The organism is Micromonospora sp. NPDC048947 (assembly GCF_040649495.1).
GTDB classification, from domain to species: domain Bacteria; phylum Actinomycetota; class Actinomycetes; order Mycobacteriales; family Micromonosporaceae; genus Micromonospora; species Micromonospora alfalfae.
Genome location: NZ_JBEZFO010000020.1, coordinates 1 through 18,309, shown reverse-complemented (window position 1 = coordinate 18,309; position 18,309 = coordinate 1). Strand labels below are relative to the sequence as shown.

Annotated in this window: 22 protein-coding genes; 15 read left to right on the top strand and 7 right to left on the bottom strand. The window is 71.9% G+C overall.

The window, feature by feature from the left end; translation table 11 throughout:
- Positions 1 to 47: 47 nt before the first annotated feature.
- Both AB0B98_RS25680 and AB0B98_RS25675 read left to right on the top strand, forming a co-directional pair.
- A complete protein-coding gene (locus AB0B98_RS25680; protein WP_357365889.1) occupies positions 48 to 446 on the top strand; it encodes an NUDIX domain-containing protein in 399 nt (132 codons plus the stop codon).
- A 40-nt stretch (positions 447 to 486) separates the two neighbouring features.
- Entirely contained in the window at positions 487 to 1,002 is a 516-nt protein-coding gene (locus AB0B98_RS25675) for a DUF2267 domain-containing protein (RefSeq protein WP_357365888.1), read from the top strand.
- Between the two features lie 54 nt (positions 1,003 to 1,056).
- Here the strand turns inward: AB0B98_RS25675 and AB0B98_RS25670 are convergent, their stop codons facing one another.
- Positions 1,057 to 2,295 carry a hypothetical protein gene (locus tag AB0B98_RS25670; protein ID WP_357365886.1) on the bottom strand — a complete coding sequence of 413 codons (1,239 nt, stop codon included), beginning with the start codon at positions 2,293 to 2,295 and terminating at the stop codon, positions 1,057 to 1,059.
- Positions 2,296 to 2,321: 26 nt separating this feature from the next.
- Positions 2,322 to 2,837: an NUDIX domain-containing protein gene (locus AB0B98_RS25665; RefSeq protein ID WP_357365884.1), complete on the bottom strand. Its 516-nt coding sequence runs from the start codon at positions 2,835 to 2,837 to the stop codon at positions 2,322 to 2,324.
- Positions 2,838 to 2,888: 51 nt separating this feature from the next.
- Here AB0B98_RS25665 and AB0B98_RS25660 point away from each other — a divergent pair, with 51 nt between their 5' ends.
- Positions 2,889 to 3,380 (top strand): type II toxin-antitoxin system PemK/MazF family toxin, encoded by a 492-nt coding sequence (locus tag AB0B98_RS25660; protein WP_124778425.1) that lies wholly within the window; start codon positions 2,889 to 2,891, stop codon positions 3,378 to 3,380.
- 81 nt (positions 3,381 to 3,461) lie between these two features.
- Here AB0B98_RS25660 and AB0B98_RS25655 read toward each other — a convergent pair whose 3' ends face one another.
- On the bottom strand, positions 3,462 to 4,106 hold the full coding sequence (locus AB0B98_RS25655; protein ID WP_357365882.1) for an NAD(P)H-dependent oxidoreductase: 645 nt from the start codon (positions 4,104 to 4,106) through the stop codon (positions 3,462 to 3,464).
- Positions 4,107 to 4,229: 123 nt separating this feature from the next.
- On the opposite strand from AB0B98_RS25655, the gene AB0B98_RS25650 reads away from it, so the two are divergent.
- Together AB0B98_RS25650 and rox are read left to right on the top strand one after the other, a co-directional pair.
- Positions 4,230 to 5,240, top strand: coding sequence for a phosphotransferase (locus AB0B98_RS25650; protein ID WP_357365880.1), 1,011 nt, complete (start codon positions 4,230 to 4,232; stop codon positions 5,238 to 5,240).
- 175 nt (positions 5,241 to 5,415) lie between these two features.
- Positions 5,416 to 6,843, top strand: a complete 1,428-nt coding sequence (rox, locus tag AB0B98_RS25645) for a rifampin monooxygenase (protein WP_357365878.1) — start codon at positions 5,416 to 5,418, stop codon at positions 6,841 to 6,843.
- A 5-nt stretch (positions 6,844 to 6,848) separates the two neighbouring features.
- On the opposite strand, the gene AB0B98_RS25640 is transcribed toward rox, so the two are convergent.
- On the bottom strand, positions 6,849 to 7,499 hold the full coding sequence (locus AB0B98_RS25640; RefSeq protein WP_091407349.1) for a GGDEF domain-containing protein: 651 nt from the start codon (positions 7,497 to 7,499) through the stop codon (positions 6,849 to 6,851).
- 264 nt (positions 7,500 to 7,763) lie between these two features.
- Between AB0B98_RS25640 and AB0B98_RS25635 the strand changes: the two genes are divergently transcribed.
- The 6 genes from AB0B98_RS25635 to AB0B98_RS25610 all read left to right on the top strand — a co-directional run bounded on the left by AB0B98_RS25635 (position 7,764) and on the right by AB0B98_RS25610 (position 12,640).
- Complete coding sequence (locus tag AB0B98_RS25635) at positions 7,764 to 8,003, top strand: DUF397 domain-containing protein (protein WP_091406718.1); 240 nt, start codon at positions 7,764 to 7,766, stop codon at positions 8,001 to 8,003.
- A gap of 142 nt (positions 8,004 to 8,145) precedes the next feature.
- Positions 8,146 to 9,033 (top strand): helix-turn-helix transcriptional regulator, encoded by an 888-nt coding sequence (locus AB0B98_RS25630; protein ID WP_238668379.1) that lies wholly within the window; start codon positions 8,146 to 8,148, stop codon positions 9,031 to 9,033.
- Positions 9,034 to 9,168: 135 nt separating this feature from the next.
- Positions 9,169 to 10,212 carry a LacI family DNA-binding transcriptional regulator gene (locus tag AB0B98_RS25625; RefSeq protein ID WP_357365876.1) on the top strand — a complete coding sequence of 348 codons (1,044 nt, stop codon included), beginning with the start codon at positions 9,169 to 9,171 and terminating at the stop codon, positions 10,210 to 10,212.
- A 2-nt stretch (positions 10,213 to 10,214) separates the two neighbouring features.
- A complete protein-coding gene (locus AB0B98_RS25620; RefSeq protein WP_238668377.1) occupies positions 10,215 to 10,418 on the top strand; it encodes a hypothetical protein in 204 nt (67 codons plus the stop codon).
- Positions 10,419 to 10,516: 98 nt separating this feature from the next.
- On the top strand, positions 10,517 to 11,965 hold the full coding sequence (locus tag AB0B98_RS25615; protein WP_357365874.1) for a serine/threonine-protein kinase: 1,449 nt from the start codon (positions 10,517 to 10,519) through the stop codon (positions 11,963 to 11,965).
- A 33-nt stretch (positions 11,966 to 11,998) separates the two neighbouring features.
- A complete protein-coding gene (locus tag AB0B98_RS25610; protein ID WP_357365872.1) occupies positions 11,999 to 12,640 on the top strand; it encodes a histidine phosphatase family protein in 642 nt (213 codons plus the stop codon).
- Positions 12,641 to 12,683: 43 nt separating this feature from the next.
- On the opposite strand, the gene AB0B98_RS25605 is transcribed toward AB0B98_RS25610, so the two are convergent.
- Genes AB0B98_RS25605 through AB0B98_RS25595 form a run of 3 tightly spaced genes read right to left on the bottom strand, consistent with a single transcriptional unit; the run spans position 12,684 to position 14,494 of the window.
- The gene (locus tag AB0B98_RS25605; protein ID WP_357365870.1) at positions 12,684 to 13,184 is read right to left on the bottom strand and encodes a DinB family protein; all 501 of its coding nucleotides are present in this window, start codon (positions 13,182 to 13,184) and stop codon (positions 12,684 to 12,686) included.
- 45 nt (positions 13,185 to 13,229) lie between these two features.
- The gene (locus AB0B98_RS25600) at positions 13,230 to 13,670 is read right to left on the bottom strand and encodes a VOC family protein (RefSeq protein WP_357365869.1); all 441 of its coding nucleotides are present in this window, start codon (positions 13,668 to 13,670) and stop codon (positions 13,230 to 13,232) included.
- A gap of 41 nt (positions 13,671 to 13,711) precedes the next feature.
- A complete protein-coding gene (locus AB0B98_RS25595; protein ID WP_357365867.1) occupies positions 13,712 to 14,494 on the bottom strand; it encodes a carbon-nitrogen hydrolase family protein in 783 nt (260 codons plus the stop codon).
- Here AB0B98_RS25595 and AB0B98_RS25590 point away from each other — a divergent pair.
- The 4 genes from AB0B98_RS25590 to AB0B98_RS25575 all read left to right on the top strand — a co-directional run.
- The gene (locus AB0B98_RS25590; RefSeq protein WP_196922654.1) at positions 14,493 to 15,275 is read left to right on the top strand and encodes a DedA family protein; all 783 of its coding nucleotides are present in this window, start codon (positions 14,493 to 14,495) and stop codon (positions 15,273 to 15,275) included. The genes AB0B98_RS25595 and AB0B98_RS25590 overlap by 2 nt on opposite strands.
- A gap of 164 nt (positions 15,276 to 15,439) precedes the next feature.
- Complete coding sequence (locus AB0B98_RS25585) at positions 15,440 to 16,597, top strand: histidine kinase (RefSeq protein WP_357365865.1); 1,158 nt, start codon at positions 15,440 to 15,442, stop codon at positions 16,595 to 16,597.
- Positions 16,588 to 17,232 carry a response regulator transcription factor gene (locus AB0B98_RS25580; RefSeq protein ID WP_357365863.1) on the top strand — a complete coding sequence of 215 codons (645 nt, stop codon included), beginning with the start codon at positions 16,588 to 16,590 and terminating at the stop codon, positions 17,230 to 17,232. The genes AB0B98_RS25585 and AB0B98_RS25580 overlap by 10 nt, the downstream gene beginning before the upstream one ends.
- Before the next feature lie 619 nt (positions 17,233 to 17,851).
- A partial coding sequence (locus tag AB0B98_RS25575; protein ID WP_357365861.1) for a hypothetical protein occupies positions 17,852 to 18,309 on the top strand: 458 nt, incomplete at its 3' end.

Below are 18,309 nucleotides of genomic sequence, written 5' to 3'. Positions count from 1 at the left end.
GGCGCCGGGTGGTAGCGTCCCCGATCCCGGCGGCCGTAAGGAGCATCGTGCGCGAGATCGACAAGGTGGCCTGGATCCTCGTCGAGGACGGTCGGGTGCTGAGCACCCGGTCGGTGGGCAAGGACGTCTGGTACCTGCCGGGCGGAAAGCGCGAGCCGGGCGAAACCGACCTGGAGACCCTGCGCCGGGAGGTCGACGAGGAGTTGAGCGTCGAGATCGACGGCTCAGGCGCCGTGCACCTGGGCACCTTCACCGCACAGGCGCACGGCCACACGACCGGCATCACAGTGCGGATGACCTGCTACCGGGCCGGCTATCGGGGGCAGTTGCGGCCGGCCAGCGAGATCGCCGAGATGGCCTGGCTGGGATACGCCGACCGACACCGCACCTCGGCGGTCGACCAGATCATCTTCGACCACCTGCTGGCCGAGGGGCTGCTGACCTAGCAGCAGTTTGTCGCGGCCGGCCAGGGGTAACCGCCCGAGCGTGACCGACGGCGACGGGTTCCCGTACTTCATCGACGCGGTGTCCCAACGGTCCGGCCTGCCGGCCGAGGAGGCCGGCGTGCTCGCCCGCGCCGTGCTCCAGACGTTGGCCGAGCGGGTTACCGGCGACACGCCCGGGGACCTCGTCGGGCACCTTCCGAACGAGGTCGACGGCTACCTGAGCGGCCCGGCCCCCGATGCGGCCGGGGCCTCCGGTCCGGCCCCGGATCCGGCCGGTACGGCCCTTCCGGCCACGGATCCGGCAGGGGTCCTCGGCCCGGATGCTGGGGCCGATGGGTTGACCAGCGGGGTGGGCCTGGGGGTCGGCGGTGCCGGCGCGACCCCGATGGAGGCCGGCCCGACGGAGTTCCTTCGTCGGGTGGAACAGCGTGCCGGGGTGGACCCGGCCACCGCCCGGGCCGGGACCGGCGCAGTCTTCGCGACGTTGCGGACGGCGATGACGGTGCGGGAGTTCCGGGAGATGGTGGCGCGACTGCCGCGCGACGGCGGCTTCTGAGCTGACCTCGTGTCTGCCGGAGCACCCCGGCCGCCGGCTGGTCCGCGAGTCAACTCATGCCTCGGGCACCTCCTCGGGCTCGGCGACCCAGGCGGAGAAGACCGGTACCCCGTGCCACGGGCCGGTGACGCCGTCGGCCCGGGTGTCAGTGGCGACGGCCACCACCGCGTACGGGTGGCCGAAGCGCAGCTCGGCGGTGCGGGCCACACCCTCCGGCGGCATGCTGGTGATTCCGGCCATGCCGGTCACCGCCGCCGCCTCGAAGCCGTACCTGTCGAACCGGGCCACCGCCGTCTGCCGTGCCGTGAAGTCGTCTATCCGTGGCGCCAGCGCCGCCGCGAGCGTGGTGGCCGCAGCGGGGAAGCCGAGCGCCGAAGCGGTCAGGTCATGGTCGTTCCGAGCGGACCAGCAGGGGAGGACGGCGTTGTGCCGTTCTTCGCGGCCGTCACGGTCCCAGGTGTGTACCCGCTCCTCGGTCAGCGTCCAGAGCGGAGTCTCGCCGAGCGGCAGGTCGAACAGCGAGCGGCTGCCCGCTGGTTGCGCGCCGTCGGCCGCGTCGGCACTCAGGTCGTACGCGATGGCCAGCACCTCGGCCGGTGGCACCTGCGGCGCGGCGGCCACCGAGAGGACGACCAGCCCTGCGCCGTCGGTCGTCCGGGCCGGTGCGGCGTGCACGATCACGTCACCGGCCCGCGCGGTGGACGCGATGGCGCAGCGGTGGCTGCCGCTCGGGCTGCGCAGTGCCCGCCGTAGTTGGCCGGTCCACGGGCTGTTGGCGCCGAGCGTGCGTGCATCGGCGACGTCGAACGGGGTCGCCCAGGACACCCGGGTCGCCAATGCGCTGGCCAGGATGAACACCACCTCCGATTCGACCTTCAGGGGAAACGTCTCGATCAGGCCGAGGGTGTGCTTGCGCGCCCAGGCGTTCAACCCGGCCTGATCGGGCAGTACGCCGACCTCGGTCGCGCGGGGCAGCGCGGCCCGCCACGCCGCCGATCCGTCGTCGCCCTGCCCCGCTGTGTGCCAGAGCGCGGTGGCGGACCCGACCAGCGGGTGCGGCGCGTCCAACAGTGTTCGGGCCACCTCGGCCGCGCTCGGCAGGTCGGTGCCCAGCGCCTGCGCCAGCTTCACGGCGGCTCCGTCCGCTACGGCCGGATCAGGGTCGGCCGTCGTGGCGGTGACCGCGAGCAGCAGCCAGGCGCCGAGCGGGGAGGCGACGTGGTGCCCGTCGCCGACCGTCGCGTGAAGTCGCGCGGCGTACGCGGACAACGGGCCGTGCAGATCGCTCCTCATGCCCACACTCTGCCCGCCGACCCGGCTCACGACCACAGTTCGAACGGCTCGTCGATCCGCGTGCCGGCGAGAAAGGGGGTGATCAGCCGGGGGAGCTGCCCGGGGTAGAAGCGTTCCCGACTGGCCACCACCTCGGGCAACGGCCACCAGCGGAAGCCGAAGTAGTCCTCCCGCTCGTAGTCGAGCCGGTGCGTCTCGTCCACGTCCGGGCCGGGGCCGGTCAGCCGTACGGCGACGACAACCTCGTCCTGGACGTGCCGTACCTGGCGGTGCAGAAAGCTGGCCCGACGCCGCCAGGTTGGCGCGCCCACCTGGTCGGCGCTGACCACGATGCCGGTCTCCTCCCGCAGCTCCCGTACCGCCGTGTCGCGGTAGGTCTCACCGGGATCCATGCCGCCGCCCGGCAGCTCCCACCAGGTGCCCAGCCGGGGGTGGTCCGGGTCCCGGGTGTGGAACAGCAGGACCCGTTCGGTGCCGTCGGTGACCACCACCCGTACCGCTCGTCGCTCAAGGATCGGCAGGTCGCGGGGGAGCTCGTCCATCGGGCCAGTCTGTCGCACCCGCCCGCCACGGCGGCGGGTAGGCTGCCCGCCGTGGCTGGTCTGTTGAGGAATGTCGCGGCGCGTATCTCCCGGGTCGGTGCGGTGATCCCGTCGCCCCGCCGTACCGGGCCGGCACCGGCGCAGGTGGCCCGCCGCCGTCAGGTGAGCGCGTTGCAGCGTCGGGAGCTGACCTACGCCCCGGAGCGGGACGGTCAGGCCGACCCGGGTGAGATCGTCTGGACGTGGGTGCCGTACGAGGACGACCCCCGCCAGGGCAAGGATCGGCCGGTGCTGGTCGTCGGGCGGCACAGCCGGACCCTGTTCGGGCTGATGCTGTCCAGCCAGAGCGATCGGGACGGGCAGCGGCACTGGTTCGCGCTCGGGCCGGGGGAGTGGGACCGGGACAACCGGCCGAGCTGGGTCCGGCTGGACCGGGTGCTCACCATGCGCGAGGACAGCATCCGCCGGGAGGGCGCCGTGTTGGACCGGCCCCGGTTCGACCGGGTCGGGCAGGCGTTGCGCGCCGGCTACGGCTGGCGCTGACCGCGCCGGGTGCGGCTGGGGCGGATCGGTAGCGAGCCGCGCGCCGGGCAGCCCCAGCGGTGGGGCACCTGGCGGTGAGGTCTATTCGCGGCTCGGGCCGACCCCGGCACCCTTCGCGTCCGGCGGCGGGTAGGGCTGGTCGGCGAGGAGCCGGGCCAGGTGTGCGGTGTTGAGCGCCAAAGCCTTGGTGGTGCGGCCCGTGGTGTCGGGCTTGGGGCCGGCGTCACGGTAGTCCACTGTGTGCAGCGCCTCGCCGACCCAGTAGGTCGCGGCGGCGGCGGCGATGGTGAACCCGACCTCGTTGAGTGCCTGCTGCACCTCGCCGATGGTGTGGTGGGCGCCGTCCTCGTTGCCGACCACGGCGACGCCGGCCACCTTGCCGTAGGTGCGGAGCCGGCCCTCATCGTCGGTCTCGGAGAGTTCGGCGTCGAGGCGTTCGAGGACCATCTTGCAGACGCTGGAGGGCTGACCGAGCCAGATCGGCGTGGCGATGATGAGCACCTGTGCTGCCATCAACTTGGCGCGGATCGCCGGCCAACCGTCGCCGTCGCCCTCGCCCGTGGACACCCCGAAACGCACATCGTGATCGACGACCCGGATCATTTCGCCCTCCACGCCCTGCGTGGCCAACTCGGCGAGCACTTCCCGACCGAGCTGCTCGGCGCTCGACGGCGCTGGCGACGGTTTGAGGGTGCAGTTGAGTACGAGGGCGCGGATGGTCGCCACGTCGGTTCCTCTCGGCGGTCGTAGCTGGTGCCGGTATCCCATACCCGGATAGGACGTCTCAGAACACCCCGGCCAGCGGCAAAAACGCTGGGCCGGTGGCCGGAGCGCTGGCATGGTGTCCGCATGGTGCGCGACGTCGTGCGGCAGGTGGTTGAGCGGGTGGAGACGGGCTTCGGCCTGCGCCTGTCCACCGTGGAGCGCGTCAGCCACGGCGCGGACCAGCACGCCCGACTGTGGCTGGCCCGGGCCGCCGACGGCGGCCGGTACGCGGTCAAGCTGAGCGGTGGCGGCACCCCGGCCGGTCTGGTGGTGACGGCGTACCTGGCCGGACAGGGCGTGCCGGGCATCGCCGCGCCGCTGCGGTCCGTCGACGGACGGCTCTCCATCGACCACGACGGCCGCCGCCTCTCGGTGGTGCCGTGGGTCTCCGACCAGCGGGCACTCGACGGCCCGATGACCGGCGCGCACTGGCGGGCGTACGGCGAGGTGCTGGCCGCCGTGCACAAGGTGCCGGTGACCGACGAACTGAGCCGGCTGCTACCGGCGGGCGGTGCCGCGTACCAGTCGATCGTGACCGCGACCCGCGCGACGGCCGCGCGGCTGCGCGACCCGGACCCGGGCGATCTCGCGGACCCGCTGGTCGCGGAGCTGGCGGGGGTGTGGTCAGCGGTGGCGGACCGGCTGCGGTTTTTGACCCGCGAGGTCGAGCGCCGCGCGGCCGAGCAGCACGACCGGCCCGGCTCGCACGTCGTCTGCCACGGTGACCCGCACCTGGGCAACCTGCTGCTCGGCGCGGACGGACAGGTCTGGCTGATCGACTGGGACGACGCGGTGCTCGCCCCGCCCGAGTGCGACCTCATGTTCGTTCGCGGCGGGGTGCTCGCCTTCGCGCCGATCACTCCCGACCAGCAGCGGGCCGTGCTCGACGGCTACGGCACGGCCGAGGTCGACGGGGCGCGCCTGGCCTGGTTCCTCGCGGTCCGCGCGCTCGACGACCTCAGCGACTGGACCCGGCAGGCGTTGGACCTCGACGCCGAGGCGGCCGACCGGGACCGGGCGGCGCGGATCGTGCGTGGGCTGGTGTCACAGGTGGGTCTGGTCACTCTGGCCCACGCGGCGTTGCGCGAGGCGTGACCGGCGGTTCTGAGCGGCGAGCGGCTCGTCTGCACCTGACAAAAAAGTAAGGCAAAGAGCGAACCCGCTCCCTGCCACCTCCAACATATATCGCACCCGGGGCCTTGCGGCAAGACCCGGGTGGTGCAGCAGAATCTCCAGCCGACGCCCAAATCTGGGAAAATCGGGGGATTCCATGATCGATGTGATCATTGCTGGCGGTGGGCCGACCGGCTTGATGCTGGCCAGCGAGTTGCGACTGCACGGGCTGCACGCGCTCGTGCTCGAAAAGGAGGCCGAGCCGACCAGCTACGTCCGCGCGCTCGGCCTGCACGCACGCAGCATCGAGGTGCTGGACCAGCGAGGTCTGCTGGAGCGGTTCCTCGCCCTCGGACAGCAGCACCCGGTCGGGGGCTTCTTCGCCGCGATTCCCAAGCCGTCGCCGGGCGGGCTGGACACCGCGCACGCGTACGTCCTCGGCATTCCGCAGACCACCACCGACCGTCTCCTGAGCGAGCACGCCGACGAGGTCGGCGTCGAGATCCGGCGCGGCAGCGAACTCGTCGGGCTGAGCCAGGACGACAACGGGGTGACAGCGCGGCTGGCCGATGGGACGCAGTTGCGTTCCCGCTACCTCGTCGGCTGCGACGGCGGTCGCAGCACCGTACGCGGGCTGCTCGGTGTCGGCTTTCCCGGCGAGCCCAGCAGCGTCGAGACCCTGCTCGGTGAGATGGAGGTGGGCGTGCCGCCGGAGACGGTGGCCGACGTGGTGGCCGAGGTCCGCAAGACCCACCTCCGATTCGGTCTCGGACCCCTCGGGGAGGGGGTGTACCGCGTAGTCGTCCCGGCCGAGAGGGTGGTCGAGGACCGCACGGTCCCGCCGACCATCGACGACTTCAAACACCAACTGCGGGTGTACGCGGGCACCGACTTCGGTGTGCACTCACCGCGCTGGCTCTCCCGCTTCGGTGACGCCACCCGACTGGCCGAGCGTTACCGGGTCGGCCGGGTGCTGCTGGCCGGCGACGCGGCGCACATCCACCCGCCGACCGGCGGGCAGGGGCTCAACCTCGGCATCCAGGACGCCTTCAACCTCGGTTGGAAACTGGCCGCCGAGCTCAACGGCTGGGCGCCGGAGGGGCTGCTGGACAGCTACCACGGCGAACGGCATCCGGTGGCCGCAGACGTGCTGAACAACACCCGGGCGCAGATGCTGCTGCTCTCACCCGAGCCGGGGCCGCGGTCCGTGCGCCAACTGTTGTCCGAGCTGTTGGACTTCGAGGACGTCAACAGGTACCTGATCGAGAAGATCACCGCGATCGGGGTCCGCTACGACTTCGGCGCGGGCCACGACCTGCTCGGGCGCCACCTGCGTGACGTACGGCTGGCGCGGGGGCGCCTCTACGAGCTGATGCACGGCGGCCGCGGCCTTCTGCTCGATCAGACCGGCCAGCTCTCGGTCGCCGGGTGGGCGGAGCGGGTCGACCACGTCGTCGACGTCAGTGAGGAGTTGGAGGTGCCCGCCGTGCTGCTACGGCCCGACGGTCACGTGGCGTGGGTGGGCGACGACCAGAGCGACCTGCTCAGCCAGCTGGCCAGGTGGTTCGGCGCGCCGGCCAGCTGAAACGGTCAGCGCTCGCCGAGGAACGCGCTGTCGACAAGTTGGCGGGGCGATCGGGCGCCGCCGAGGCTCTTCGCCTGGTACATGGCCGCGTCGGCGCGGCTGAGCGCGTCGGTGAGCTGGGCCGGGCCGGTCACCGGGGCGAGCCCGACGGACGCGGTGACCCGGACGCTGCACCCGCTGAGCCGGATCGGCGCGGCGACGGTCTCGCTGAGCCGGCGGGTCGAGTGCTCGATCCAGCGCCGGTCGACTGTGGGGCTGGAGAGCAGCCCGGCGAACTCGTCGCCGCCGAGGCGCGCCACGAGGTTGTCCCCGGCGAAGCCGGCGAGCCGTTCGGCGACACTGATCAGCACCTGGTCGCCGGCGGCGTGCCCGTACCGGTCGTTGATCTGCTTGAAGTCGTCCAGATCGAGCACCACGGCGATCAGCGGCTGGCCGGCGGCGTCGGTGAGCAGGGCGGCTGCCAGGCGGTAGAAGGCGCGTCGGTTGGGCAGCCCGGTGAGCGGGTCGTGACTGGCGGCGTGCCGTTCGGCGGCCAGCTCTGCCTGGAGGTGACCGATCTCGGCCTCGGCGCGCACGGCCCGTCGGCGTAGTTGCCAGGAGGAGAGCAGCGCGCCCGCCGCGCAGACGCCGGAGGCGACACTCATCGGATCCGGCACGAACCCTCCCATCGCCGCGACCGCCTCCAGCCTTCGGTTGACGCGGCACGCCGCGTCGAGCCCAGTTTTGCCTGATCGTTGCCCGTGCGGGGGTAACACAAAGTGAACGGATGGGCACCGATCATGTGCGTTATCATGCTCGCCGTCGGATGCAGATGCAATAGCAGATGCACGTGCAGAACCGTCCAATGTCGATACCGCACCCCCTCGCCGTTACCGCTCCTCCCACGGCCACCGGCGGGCTCGTAACAGAAAGACGCCCCCATGCAGCAGCCACCCAATGGCGTACCGATCCACCAGTTGCCTCCGCTGAGCTGGCAGAAGAGTCGCCGCAGCAACCCCAGCGGCAACTGCGTCGAACTGGCCGAACTGCCCGAGGGAGCGGGCATCGCGGTCCGCAACTCACGACACCCGGAAGGGCCGGCCCTGATCTACACGGTGGATGAGATCGCCGCCTTCGTTCTCGGTGCGCGAGACGGAGATTTCGACCATCTGATCAACTGACCGGCCGGTGGTGGGTCGTCCCGGCGACGGGACCGATTCACCGGTGCGGAGGAGTTCACCTCACTGTCGGTCCATGGCATGCTTACACGTCGGCCGGGCCGGGGCGCCCGGCCGTCGTGGGTCGGTGTCCGGAGGTCCGCACGTGACGATGGTTCCCGCCGAGGGTGGCCCGACAACGGGGCCGACAGTGCTGCGCATGCTGCTCGGTGCCCAACTGCGCCGTCTGCGGGAGTCCAGCGGGGTGACCCGGGAGGGTGCCGGCTGGGAGATCCGCTCCTCCGAATCCAAGATCAGTCGAATGGAGCTCGGCCGGGTCGGCTTCAAGGAGCGCGACGTCGCCGACCTGTTGACCCTCTACGGCGTCACCGAGGACCACGAGCGTGACGCGCTGCTCAAACTCGCGCGGGACGCGAACAGCCCCGGCTGGTGGCACCGCTACGGCGACGTGTTGCCGTCCTGGTTCCAGTCGTACCTGGGCCTGGAGGCCGCCGCCGCGCTGATCCGCAGCTACGAGGTGCAGTTCGTGCCCGGCCTGTTGCAGACCCCGGAGTACGCCCGGGCGGTAGTGCTGCTGGGGCACGGGACGGCCGGTCCGGGTGAGATCGACAGGCGCGTCGCGTTGCGGATGCAACGCCAGCAACTGCTGCACCGGGAGAATCCGCCGCAGCTCTGGGCCGTGGTGGACGAGGCCGCGCTGCGCCGGCCCATCGGTGGCACCGAGGTCATGCGCGGTCAGCTCACCGCGCTCATCGAGGCGACCAAGTCGCCCCACATCCGGTTGCAGGTCATCCCGTTCGCCGCCGGTGGCCACGCCGCCGCCGGGGGCGCGTTCACCATCCTGCGCTTCGGCGACCAGGAGCTTCCGGACATCGTCTACATCGAACAGCTCACGAGCGCCATCTACCTGGACAAGCGCGACGATCTGGATTACTACGCGGTGGCCATGGAGCGGCTCTGCGTGGAGGCCGAGCCGCCCGAGCGTACGGCGGAGATCCTCGGCCGCCTGCTGGACGACACCTACCCCGCCTGACCCCTCGGTCGCAGGCCCCCGCAGACGGGACTCTCAGCTCACGTATTGACCGACGCCAACCGGTCGGGCTAGTCTCTGTATCGATACAGACTGGATCGATACAGAGGGGTGCCGGTGAAGCCAACACTGCAAGCCGTGGCCGACGCCGTGGGCGTCTCCCGCAGCACGGTGTCCAACGCCTACAGCCGCCCCGACCAGCTCTCCACCGCCCTGCGCGAGCGGATCCTGGACGCCGCCCGGCAACTCGGGTACCCCGGCCCCAACCCCACGGCGCGCTCCCTGCGCCGAGGTTTCGTCGGGTCGATCGGGGTGCTGTTCACCTCGCGACTGTCGTACGCCTTCACCGACCCGTTCGCGGTCCGCTTCCTCGCCGGTGTCGGCGCGGCGGCCGAGCGGCACGGCACCAGCATGCTGCTGGTGCCGCTACCCCCGGCGGTGACCGACGCCCGACAGGCGGTGGAGAACGCCGCCGTCGACGGGTTCTGTGTCTACTGCGTCGCCGACGAGGAATGGGCGCTGGACGTCATCCGCCAACGGGGGCTGCCGTTCGTCAGCACGGCCGCCCGCGACGACGCCGGCGCCGACGAACGGTTCGTCGGCATCGACGAGCGGGCCGCCGCACGCGGCGTCGCCGCGCACGTCGCCGGGCTCGGGCACCGTCGGGTGGCGCTGCTCGCCGACTCCGTGCTGCCCGACGCGCCGGCCGGCCCGCTCACGCTGGCCGGAGTCGACCAGGTGCCGCATCCGACCACCCGAGGTCGGCTCAGCGGGTTCGCCGACGCCTTCGCCGAGGTCGGCGTCGGCTGGGCCGAGCTGACGGTGGTCAACGTCCCCGGCAACAGCCGCCCGGCGGCAGCCGCAGCCATCGCCGGGCTGTTCGACAGACCCGCACCGCCGACCGCCGTCCTGGCCTGCTCCGACGTCCTCGCGTTCGGTGTGCTGGACGCCCTGGCCGCACGGCCGGCCCATGATCGTCCGGCCGTCTCGGTGACCGGCTTCGACGACGTCCCCGAGGCCGCTGCGGCCGGCCTCACCACCGTCCGGCAACCGGCCGAGGAGAAGGGCCGGATCGCCGCCGAACTGCTGCTCGAACCGCCCGCGGACGCCGCGGCCGGTCACGTGCTGCTGCCCACCGCACTCGTCGTCCGGGCTTCCACCGGACCTGTCCCAAGGAGTTGACCATGGAACTTCCCACCGGATACATCACCGCGCTCGACGCCATGAGCCGGCACGTCAATTCGGCCCGACCGGACGCTCCGGTCCAGGTCGAGCACCCCCGCCGGGCCCTGCTCGCCCCGACCCGGCAGGCCACCGCCCTCGCCCTGCGCCGGCTCGCCGACCGCATCCAACCGCGACCGCTGCCCGGCACCCCGCGCTGCTCCTGACCCGCACCAATCCCATTCCGGCACGGACGGGACGAACAGTGTGGGGCCGGGCACGCAGAGTGGTCGGAGGCGGTGTTACCAGGCAGACTGGTGAAGCCATGTCGCCGCTCACGCCCACTCTCCGCCTCCACGACCGCTACGTACTGCACGAGCGGATCGGTCTCGGTGGCATGTCCGAGGTGTGGCGAGGCGACGACGAGGTGCTCGGGCGGCCGGTCGCGATCAAGGTACTCGCCGGGCAGTTCGCCACCGACCCACAGCTGCGGGCCACCATCCAACGCGAGGCCCGCGCCGCCGCCCGGCTGACCCACCCACACGTGACCCAGGTGTACGACTACGCCGAGGCGAGCCTGGCCGGCGGCGTCGTGGTCCCGTACCTGGTGATGGAGCTCGTCGACGGTCACAACCTGGCCGACCGGCTGCGGACCGGGCCGCTGCCCTGGCCGGAGGCGGTCCGGGTGGCCGGGCAGATCGCCGCCGCGCTGGCCGCCGCGCACCGCATCGGCGTCGTGCACCGCGACGTCAAGCCCGGGAACGTCATGCTCACCGACACCGGCGCCAAGGTGCTCGACTTCGGCATCGCCGCGCTCGGCGGCCTCGACAGCCAGTCCGGCGAACCGCTGATGGGCACCCCCGCCTACTTCGCCCCGGAACGGCTGACCGCCGGCCCGCCCGACCCGGCGAGCGACGTGTACGCCCTCGGCGCGCTGCTCTACCGCACCCTCACCGGTCGGGCGCCACTGCCCGTGCAGAGCTGGGAGGACGCCCTGGAGGTGCACCGGCGGGGCACCCCGGTGCCGCCGCTGCGGGTGCCCGGCCTTCCCGCCGACATCGCCGCGCTGACCGTCGCCTGCCTGGCCGCCAACCCGGCCGACCGGCCGAGCGCCGCGCATCTGGCCCGCCGCTTCGGCGCCGGTCAGCCGGTCGAGCCGCCCACCGAGCTGCTGCGCATCCGGCCGGCCGCCCACCCGCCCACCCTGATCGACCGGTCAGTGGTGGCCCGACCCGCCCCGGCAACCGCCGCACCAGCCCGCCGCCGCTCGCGTCGGCCGCTCGCCGCGCTCGTCGCGGCCGTGCTGACCGGCGTCGGCGTCCTGCTCGCGCAGAATCCGCTGGGCAACCCGGGCACACCCGACCCTGCCGAGATCGCCGCCGCGCCGTCGACCTCCGCCCCGGCCCCGGCGCCCACCACACACTCGCCGACACCTGCCGCACCGTCCTCACCACCCCCCGCCGCCAGCACCGCGCCCCCGACCGTCGGGCAGCAGCTACCGGTCAGCTTCCGGGAGGTGAGCAGCGAGTTCGCCGCCGTCCTCGCCAGCGCTGTCGCCCGCGGTGACGTCGACCCGAAGACCGCGGAAGACCTGCGTGACGACCTCGCCGACCTCAACCGCCGCAACAGGGATCGCGCCGAGCGCACCGCCGACCTACGGAAGCACATCGCCGAGCTGGTGCGGCGCGATCGTCTACCAGCGCAGACGGGCGCGAAACTGGACGCTCTGCTCGCCCGGGCCGGCAGCTTCTCCACCAGCCGTACGGACGACTGATACCCCGGTCGATACCGCTGGCATGATGTCCCGATGCGGACACGTCTGATCTTCGTACGACACGGCGAGTCGGTCCACCAGCTCGAAGGAATCGTCGGTGGGCCACGTGGCTGTCGGGGCCTCACTGCCCTGGGCCACGAGCAGGCACACGACCTGGCCAACCGGCTCACCGGAGAGGTCGCCCCCGACGGTCCGGTGGCGGTCTACTCCTCCGTGCTGCGCAGGGCCGTCGAGACCGCGCAACCGATCGGCGCAGCGTTCGGCGTCCGGCCCGTTGCCGACTGCGGTCTCTGCACCTGGCACACACCCCCGTACGCCGACGGCCTGCCGACCGCCCTCTTCCGCACCGACCACGCGGTGGCCGGTGGCGGCGTGTTCCGACCGTTCGAGGAGGGCAACGAGACCTGGGCCGAACTGGTGGTCCGCGTCAGCCGCGCGATCATGGAGATCGCCCACCGGCACCGGGGCTCCACAGTGGTCCTGGTCGGCCACAGCGAGACCGTCGAGGGCGCCTTCCACGCGCTCGGCGCGCAGCCGGTGTTCCGGGCGTTCGACCTGGACGTGCCGCCGGCCTCGATCACCGAATGGACCACCGACCACGACCCCGGCGGTTGGCCGCCGGCCCGCTGGACGCTGCGTCGCTTCGCCGACTCCGGCGGGTGGGTCAGAGGCTGATCCAGCCCACGCGACGTCCGACCGGCTCGGGCCTTCGGCGGCGCTAGTCGGCCGCCAGGATCTGCTCGCGCAGGATCTCCGCGTGCCCGCAATGCTGGGCAAGCTCGCGCAGCACGTGCAGGTAGACCCAGCGCAGCGGCAGCGGGCCGCGCCGGTTGCCGCGGAGCAGGTCGTCGAGGCCCAGGGTGGACGTGGCGCGGCGGGAGGCTTCGCAGGCTTCCCGATGCGTGCGCTGGATGGTGGCGATCGTGTCGCCGTCGTCGAGGATGAACGACTCGTCCGGCGTGGCCGGGATGCCGATCTCGGTCCGGGGCCGACACGTGACGGCTTCGTCGAACCAGACCTTCTCCACGAACGCGGCGTGCTTCACCAGACCCAGCAGCGTCGTCCGGGACGGCACCAACGACCGGCGCGCCTGCTCCTCGGTCAGCCCGTCCAGGTAGCCGTTGAGCGCTCTGCGGTGCTCGTCGATGAACGCCTCGAACTGCGTCTGGGCTGACTGGCCGACGACATCATCGGCGAAGGTTCCCGGGAAGGATGTCATTCCCGAAGCATTCCAAAGATCATCGTCAGCGCGCAAACACGATGCTCAGCCGAAGGAGAGGAGAGCGCCACGCTCGTCGAAGCGGGCCGTGCCCGCCCAGGCGATCTCCCAGCGGTTGCCCTCCGGGTCAGCGATGTAGCCGGAGCGCCCACCCCAGGACCGGTCGGTCGGCTCCGCCACCACCGTCGCGCCCGCCGCGACGGCAGCGGCGAACGCCGTGTCGACCTCGTCGCGGCTGTCGACATTGCAGGCCAGGGTGACCCCGGACCAACCTGGGGCCGGCGCGGGCACGCCCGGCGCCGCCTCGGCGGCCAACTCCGGCAGGGGGTAGAGCGCGAACAGCACACCGCCGAGCAGGAAGGCCGACCAGCCGTCGTCACTCGCCGGCAACTCGGGCCACCCCAGCGACCGGTAGAACGACCGCAGCGCGGCGACGTCGCGGGCTCCCACGGTGACCACGGACAGCCGGGAGGGCACAGTGCTCATGGGCCGATCCTGCCGCAGACGTACGACAGGTTCAGGCGCGGTCAGTGGAGGCTGACGCTGACCGACTCGCCCGGTTCGGTGCCCGCGCGGGCGTACACCTCGCCGTTTGGCGTCCAGACGCCCGAGAGCCCCGCCGCCTCGGTGTAGCCACCGCCGGTCGACCCGGCGAAGCTCGCCACCGCCACCCAGACCTGGTGCGCGATGGAGATCCGGTGCGCCCGCTGGTCTGTCACCGCGGCGTCGCGGGCCGACTCCAGGACGCCGGCCGCGTACACGTCGATCCCGAGCGCGGCGGTCCGCGCCGCGTGCGCGGCCACGCCGGTGTCCTTGCAGATCGCCAGCCCCAGCCGCCAACCGTCCACATCGAGCACGACCGGGGCGTCGCCCGGCCGGAACCGGCGGGCCTCCGCGTCCCCCAGCCACATCTTCCGGTACGTCACCGTCGCACCGCCACCGGTCACCGCCAACATCGCGATGTGGTCACCCGCGACCGGCGCACCGGCCAGGGCCAGCGCGTCCGTGTCGGCGCACGCCTCGACCAGCGGCGCCAACCGCCGGTCGTCGACCGACACGACCGGCGCGTCCAACTCGTACCCGGTCAGCGACAGCTCCGGAAAGACCACCACCCGGGCGCGCGCCGCGCGGACCGCGGCGGCGTGCGCCCGCGCGTTCTCCGCGACATCCAGGGGTACGCACGGCGGCTGCGCCACCGCGAGCCGAAGCGGGGTGCGGTTTTCCGCACCCCCACCGGTGTGGTCGACCCGCGCGGTCGGGCGGTCGGCCTCATGGTCGGCTCTCAGGATTACTTCGTAACGTGGGCGCATGATTCGAACGTCCCACGCCGTGTTCGCCACCGGAACCCCCGCCGCCGCAGCGGAGCCACCACAGGACGGGATCGTCGGCTACGTCACTGACCTGGTGGAACGACTCGGCGGGCCGGGTGCCGGCCTGGCAGTGGCGTTGGAGAACCTCTTCCCGCCGATCCCCAGTGAGGTGATCCTGCCGCTGGCCGGGTTCGTCGCCGCGCAGGGACGGATGAGTCTGGTCGGTGCGATCTTCTGGACCACACTGGGTTCGGTGCTGGGCGCGCTGGCGCTCTACCTGATCGGCGCGGCGCTGGGACGCGACCGGATGCGTGCCATCGTTTCCCGGCTCCCACTGGTCAAGCTCAGCGACGTGGACCGGACCGAGGCGTGGTTCCTGCGGCACGGCGTGAAGGCGGTCTTCTTCGGCCGGATGATCCCGATCTTCCGGAGCCTGATCTCCATCCCGGCGGGCGTGGAGCGGATGCCGGTGACCACGTTCCTGCTCTACACCACGCTGGGCAGCCTGATCTGGAACACCACATTCGTGCTCGCCGGTTACCTGCTGGGCGACAACTGGCACCTCGTCGAGGGCTACGTCGGCACGCTCCAGAAAGTGGTGATCGTGGTCTGCGTGGCGGCGGCCGCCTGGTTCGTCGGGTCCCGCGTGCTGAAAGCCCGCCGCGCCGCGCGGAACCCGGAGCCGACCGAACCCGAGCAGAGCGCACTGAACGCGATGCCCGACCCGGGTGGGCGCGGCACCCTCTACCGAAGCGGATCGTGGGCCTCGGACGAGCGCTAGCCGACCCCCCTCTGGTTTCCTTTGCTCTGCTCCTTGCTCTGCCTTTGCTCTGCTGCCCCCCATGCGCCAGCCGGGGTAGCGCGCGGGCGCGGCACGTGACGCGGAGCGAGGAGGGAACAGCGGAGCGAGGGGAAGCGGGCTCGGTGCGAAAGGCGGGTGAGACGGTGGGGGAACGGCGAACCGGCAGGTGGTCGGGTCGTCTTCGACTGCCGGTCGGCGTCGCCGTCGGCATCGCGACGGCCGCCGTCGAGGCCGCCTTCCTCGCGGTCGCGGCCGTCGCGTTCAGCGTGTGCGCGTTCGCGCCTGCCGCCAGCCGTCGGGTCGCCGGCCTGACCAGCAGGTACGGGGGTTGGCTGGTGCGGATGGAACATCGCCGCCTCGTCGGGCTGCTCGGCGCGGAGGATCTGCCCGCGCCGAACACCGTGGCGACCCGCCGTCAGCTCGGCTACCTGGCCGTCCGACTGTTACCCGGCACGCTCGGCCTGCTGGCGTACGCAGTGCTCGGCGTGGGCGTGGTGCTGGCCGGGATCGTGCTGAGCGCGGCGGTACGCGGAGAGCTGACAGTTCTCGACGCCCTGTCCCAGACCGCCGTCGGGGCGGTGCTGTTACTGCTCAACGTTCAGGCCGTAGCCAGCATCGCCGCGCTGGACATCCGCCTGGCGCGACGACTGCTCGGCGCGGGTAGCCGGGCGGAGCTGACCCGGCGGGTCCACGAGCTGACCACCAGTCGGGCCGGGGTCATCGCCGCTGTCGACGCCGAACGGCAGCGCATCGAACGCGACCTGCACGACGGCCTCCAACAGCGGCTGGTCGCCCTCGGCATGCTGCTCGGCCGGGCCCGACGCGCCCGCGACGCCGACCGCACCCACGCACTGCTCACCCAGGCACACGAGGACGTGCAGCGGGCCATCGAGGAGTTACGCGAGGTGGCGTGGCGGGTCTATCCGTCAGCACTGGACGACAGCGATCTGGGCGAGGTCCTGGCCATCGTCGCCCGCGGATCCGAGGTGCCGGTGCGGATCCGCTGCGCGCTGCCCGTCCGCCCCGAGCGGCAGGTCGAGACGGTGTTGTACTTCGTGGCCTGCGAGGCGCTCACCAACGCCACCAAACACGCCGCCGCTACCCTGGTCACGGTCGACATCGGAGTACGGGATGGGTGGATCCGGATGCGCGTACACGACGACGGCGTCGGCGGGGCGGAACCGACCGGACGCGGCTTGTCCGGGCTCGCGCGACGGGTCGCCGCGCTGGACGGTCGGCTGCTGGTGACCAGCCCGGCCGGCGGTCCGACGACCGTGCTGGCGGAGTTGCCGTGCGACTAGTCCTCGCCGAAGACTCGACTCTGCTCCGGGAGGGCCTGACGCGGCTGCTCGCCGACGAGGAGCACGAGGTGCTCGCGGCGGTAGCGACCGCAGACCAGCTTGTCGAGGCGGTCGAACGGTCCCGTCCCGACGTGGTCGTCACCGACGTCCGGATGCCACCCAACCACACCGATGACGGGCTACGGGCCGCCCTGGAGATCCGTCGTCGGTGGCCCGACACCGGCGTCCTCGTACTCTCCCAGTACGTGGAGCGGCGTTACGCCGGGCGGCTGCTAGCGGACCGTCCCGAGGGGGTCGGCTACCTGCTCAAGGACCGGGTCGCCCAGGTGGACGACTTCCTCGACGCACTCGACCGGGTCGCCGCCGGAGGCACCGCCCTCGACCCGGAAGTGGTCCGTCAGGTGGTGGCCGGCTCGGACCGGCCCGACCCGTTCGGTCGGCTCACGCCGCGGGAACGCGACGTGTTGGACGAGATGGCGCAGGGGCACACGAACCTCGCCATCGCCCAGCGGCTGCACGTATCGCAGAGTGCGGTCGAGAAGCATGTGAACGCCATCTTCGACAAACTCGACCTCGCACACGCAACGGGCTACAGCCGACGAATCCTCGCAATCCTGCGCTACCTCGGCACCTGACCGGGGGCCTACGACCGGCCGCGCCCTTCGGGGGCGCAAAACCGGGCCGGTCGGCTTGATCGACTCGGGTTTCATGATGTCGGCGTGTCCGGGAGTCCGGGATGCCCCGACTTCCGTGAACCCGAGTGGATCACGGCGTGTGCGGGGCGGATTGACGCCGCAGGTCGGGCGCCGTGTGGGCGTTTTGTCCGTGGCTAGGGTCTTGTGGGTGGTGACCGGGCACACCCATGAGCCGGAATCATGGCCGGGGCGGGGTCGTTACATACCCTGACGATCGCAGTACCACCGGCCCGCCGCCGCCCCATCGGGGCAGGTCGCCCTGGTTGGAATGCCGGCCAACGCCCGGTCGTTACAGTCCCCACGAACGACCTCTGGCACCGCCTCGACGGGGGTGCCGACGGGTGGGCCAACCCGGAATGACCCCGGTCCGCCGGTCGTTACACAGGGTCCCGGCGCCACGAGCCCTCCGGCTCGTCAGGTCGCCGACCCGACGCCCAGATGGACGTCACCCCCCAGACTTTCCCCCCTTGGTATGTGCAGCGCCGGACGAGGTGCTCACACCCCGCCGCCGCCCCCCTTTGGTGGTCGGGGTGTCCTACCCCCGAAGGAGCTACCCCTCATGAACACGATCTTCCGTAAGAGCATGCTGTCTGTTGCTGGTCTCGCGTTCGCCGGTGGTGTCTTCGCCGGCCCGATCGCCGCCCACGCCGCCACCCCGGCCGTGGACGCCAAGCCCGCCGCCGTGGCCGTCCAGTCGGCGCCGAAGCCGCAGGGCGACCAGTCCCACATCACCCTCAACGACGAGCAGACCGCGAACGTGAAGGCGATCATCGCCGCGACGAAGAAGGCCGGTCTGCCGGAGCGGGCCGCGGTGATCTCGATCGCGACGAGCCTGCAGGAGTCGAAGCTGGAGAACCTGGGCCACCTCGGCGATATGAACGACCATGACTCGTTGGGCCTGTTTCAGCAGCGCCCGAGCTCGGGTTGGGGCACCCCGGAGCAGATCACCGACCCTGAGTACTCGACGACGGCGTTCCTCAAGGGTTTGAAGCAGGTCGACGGGTGGCAGGACATGCC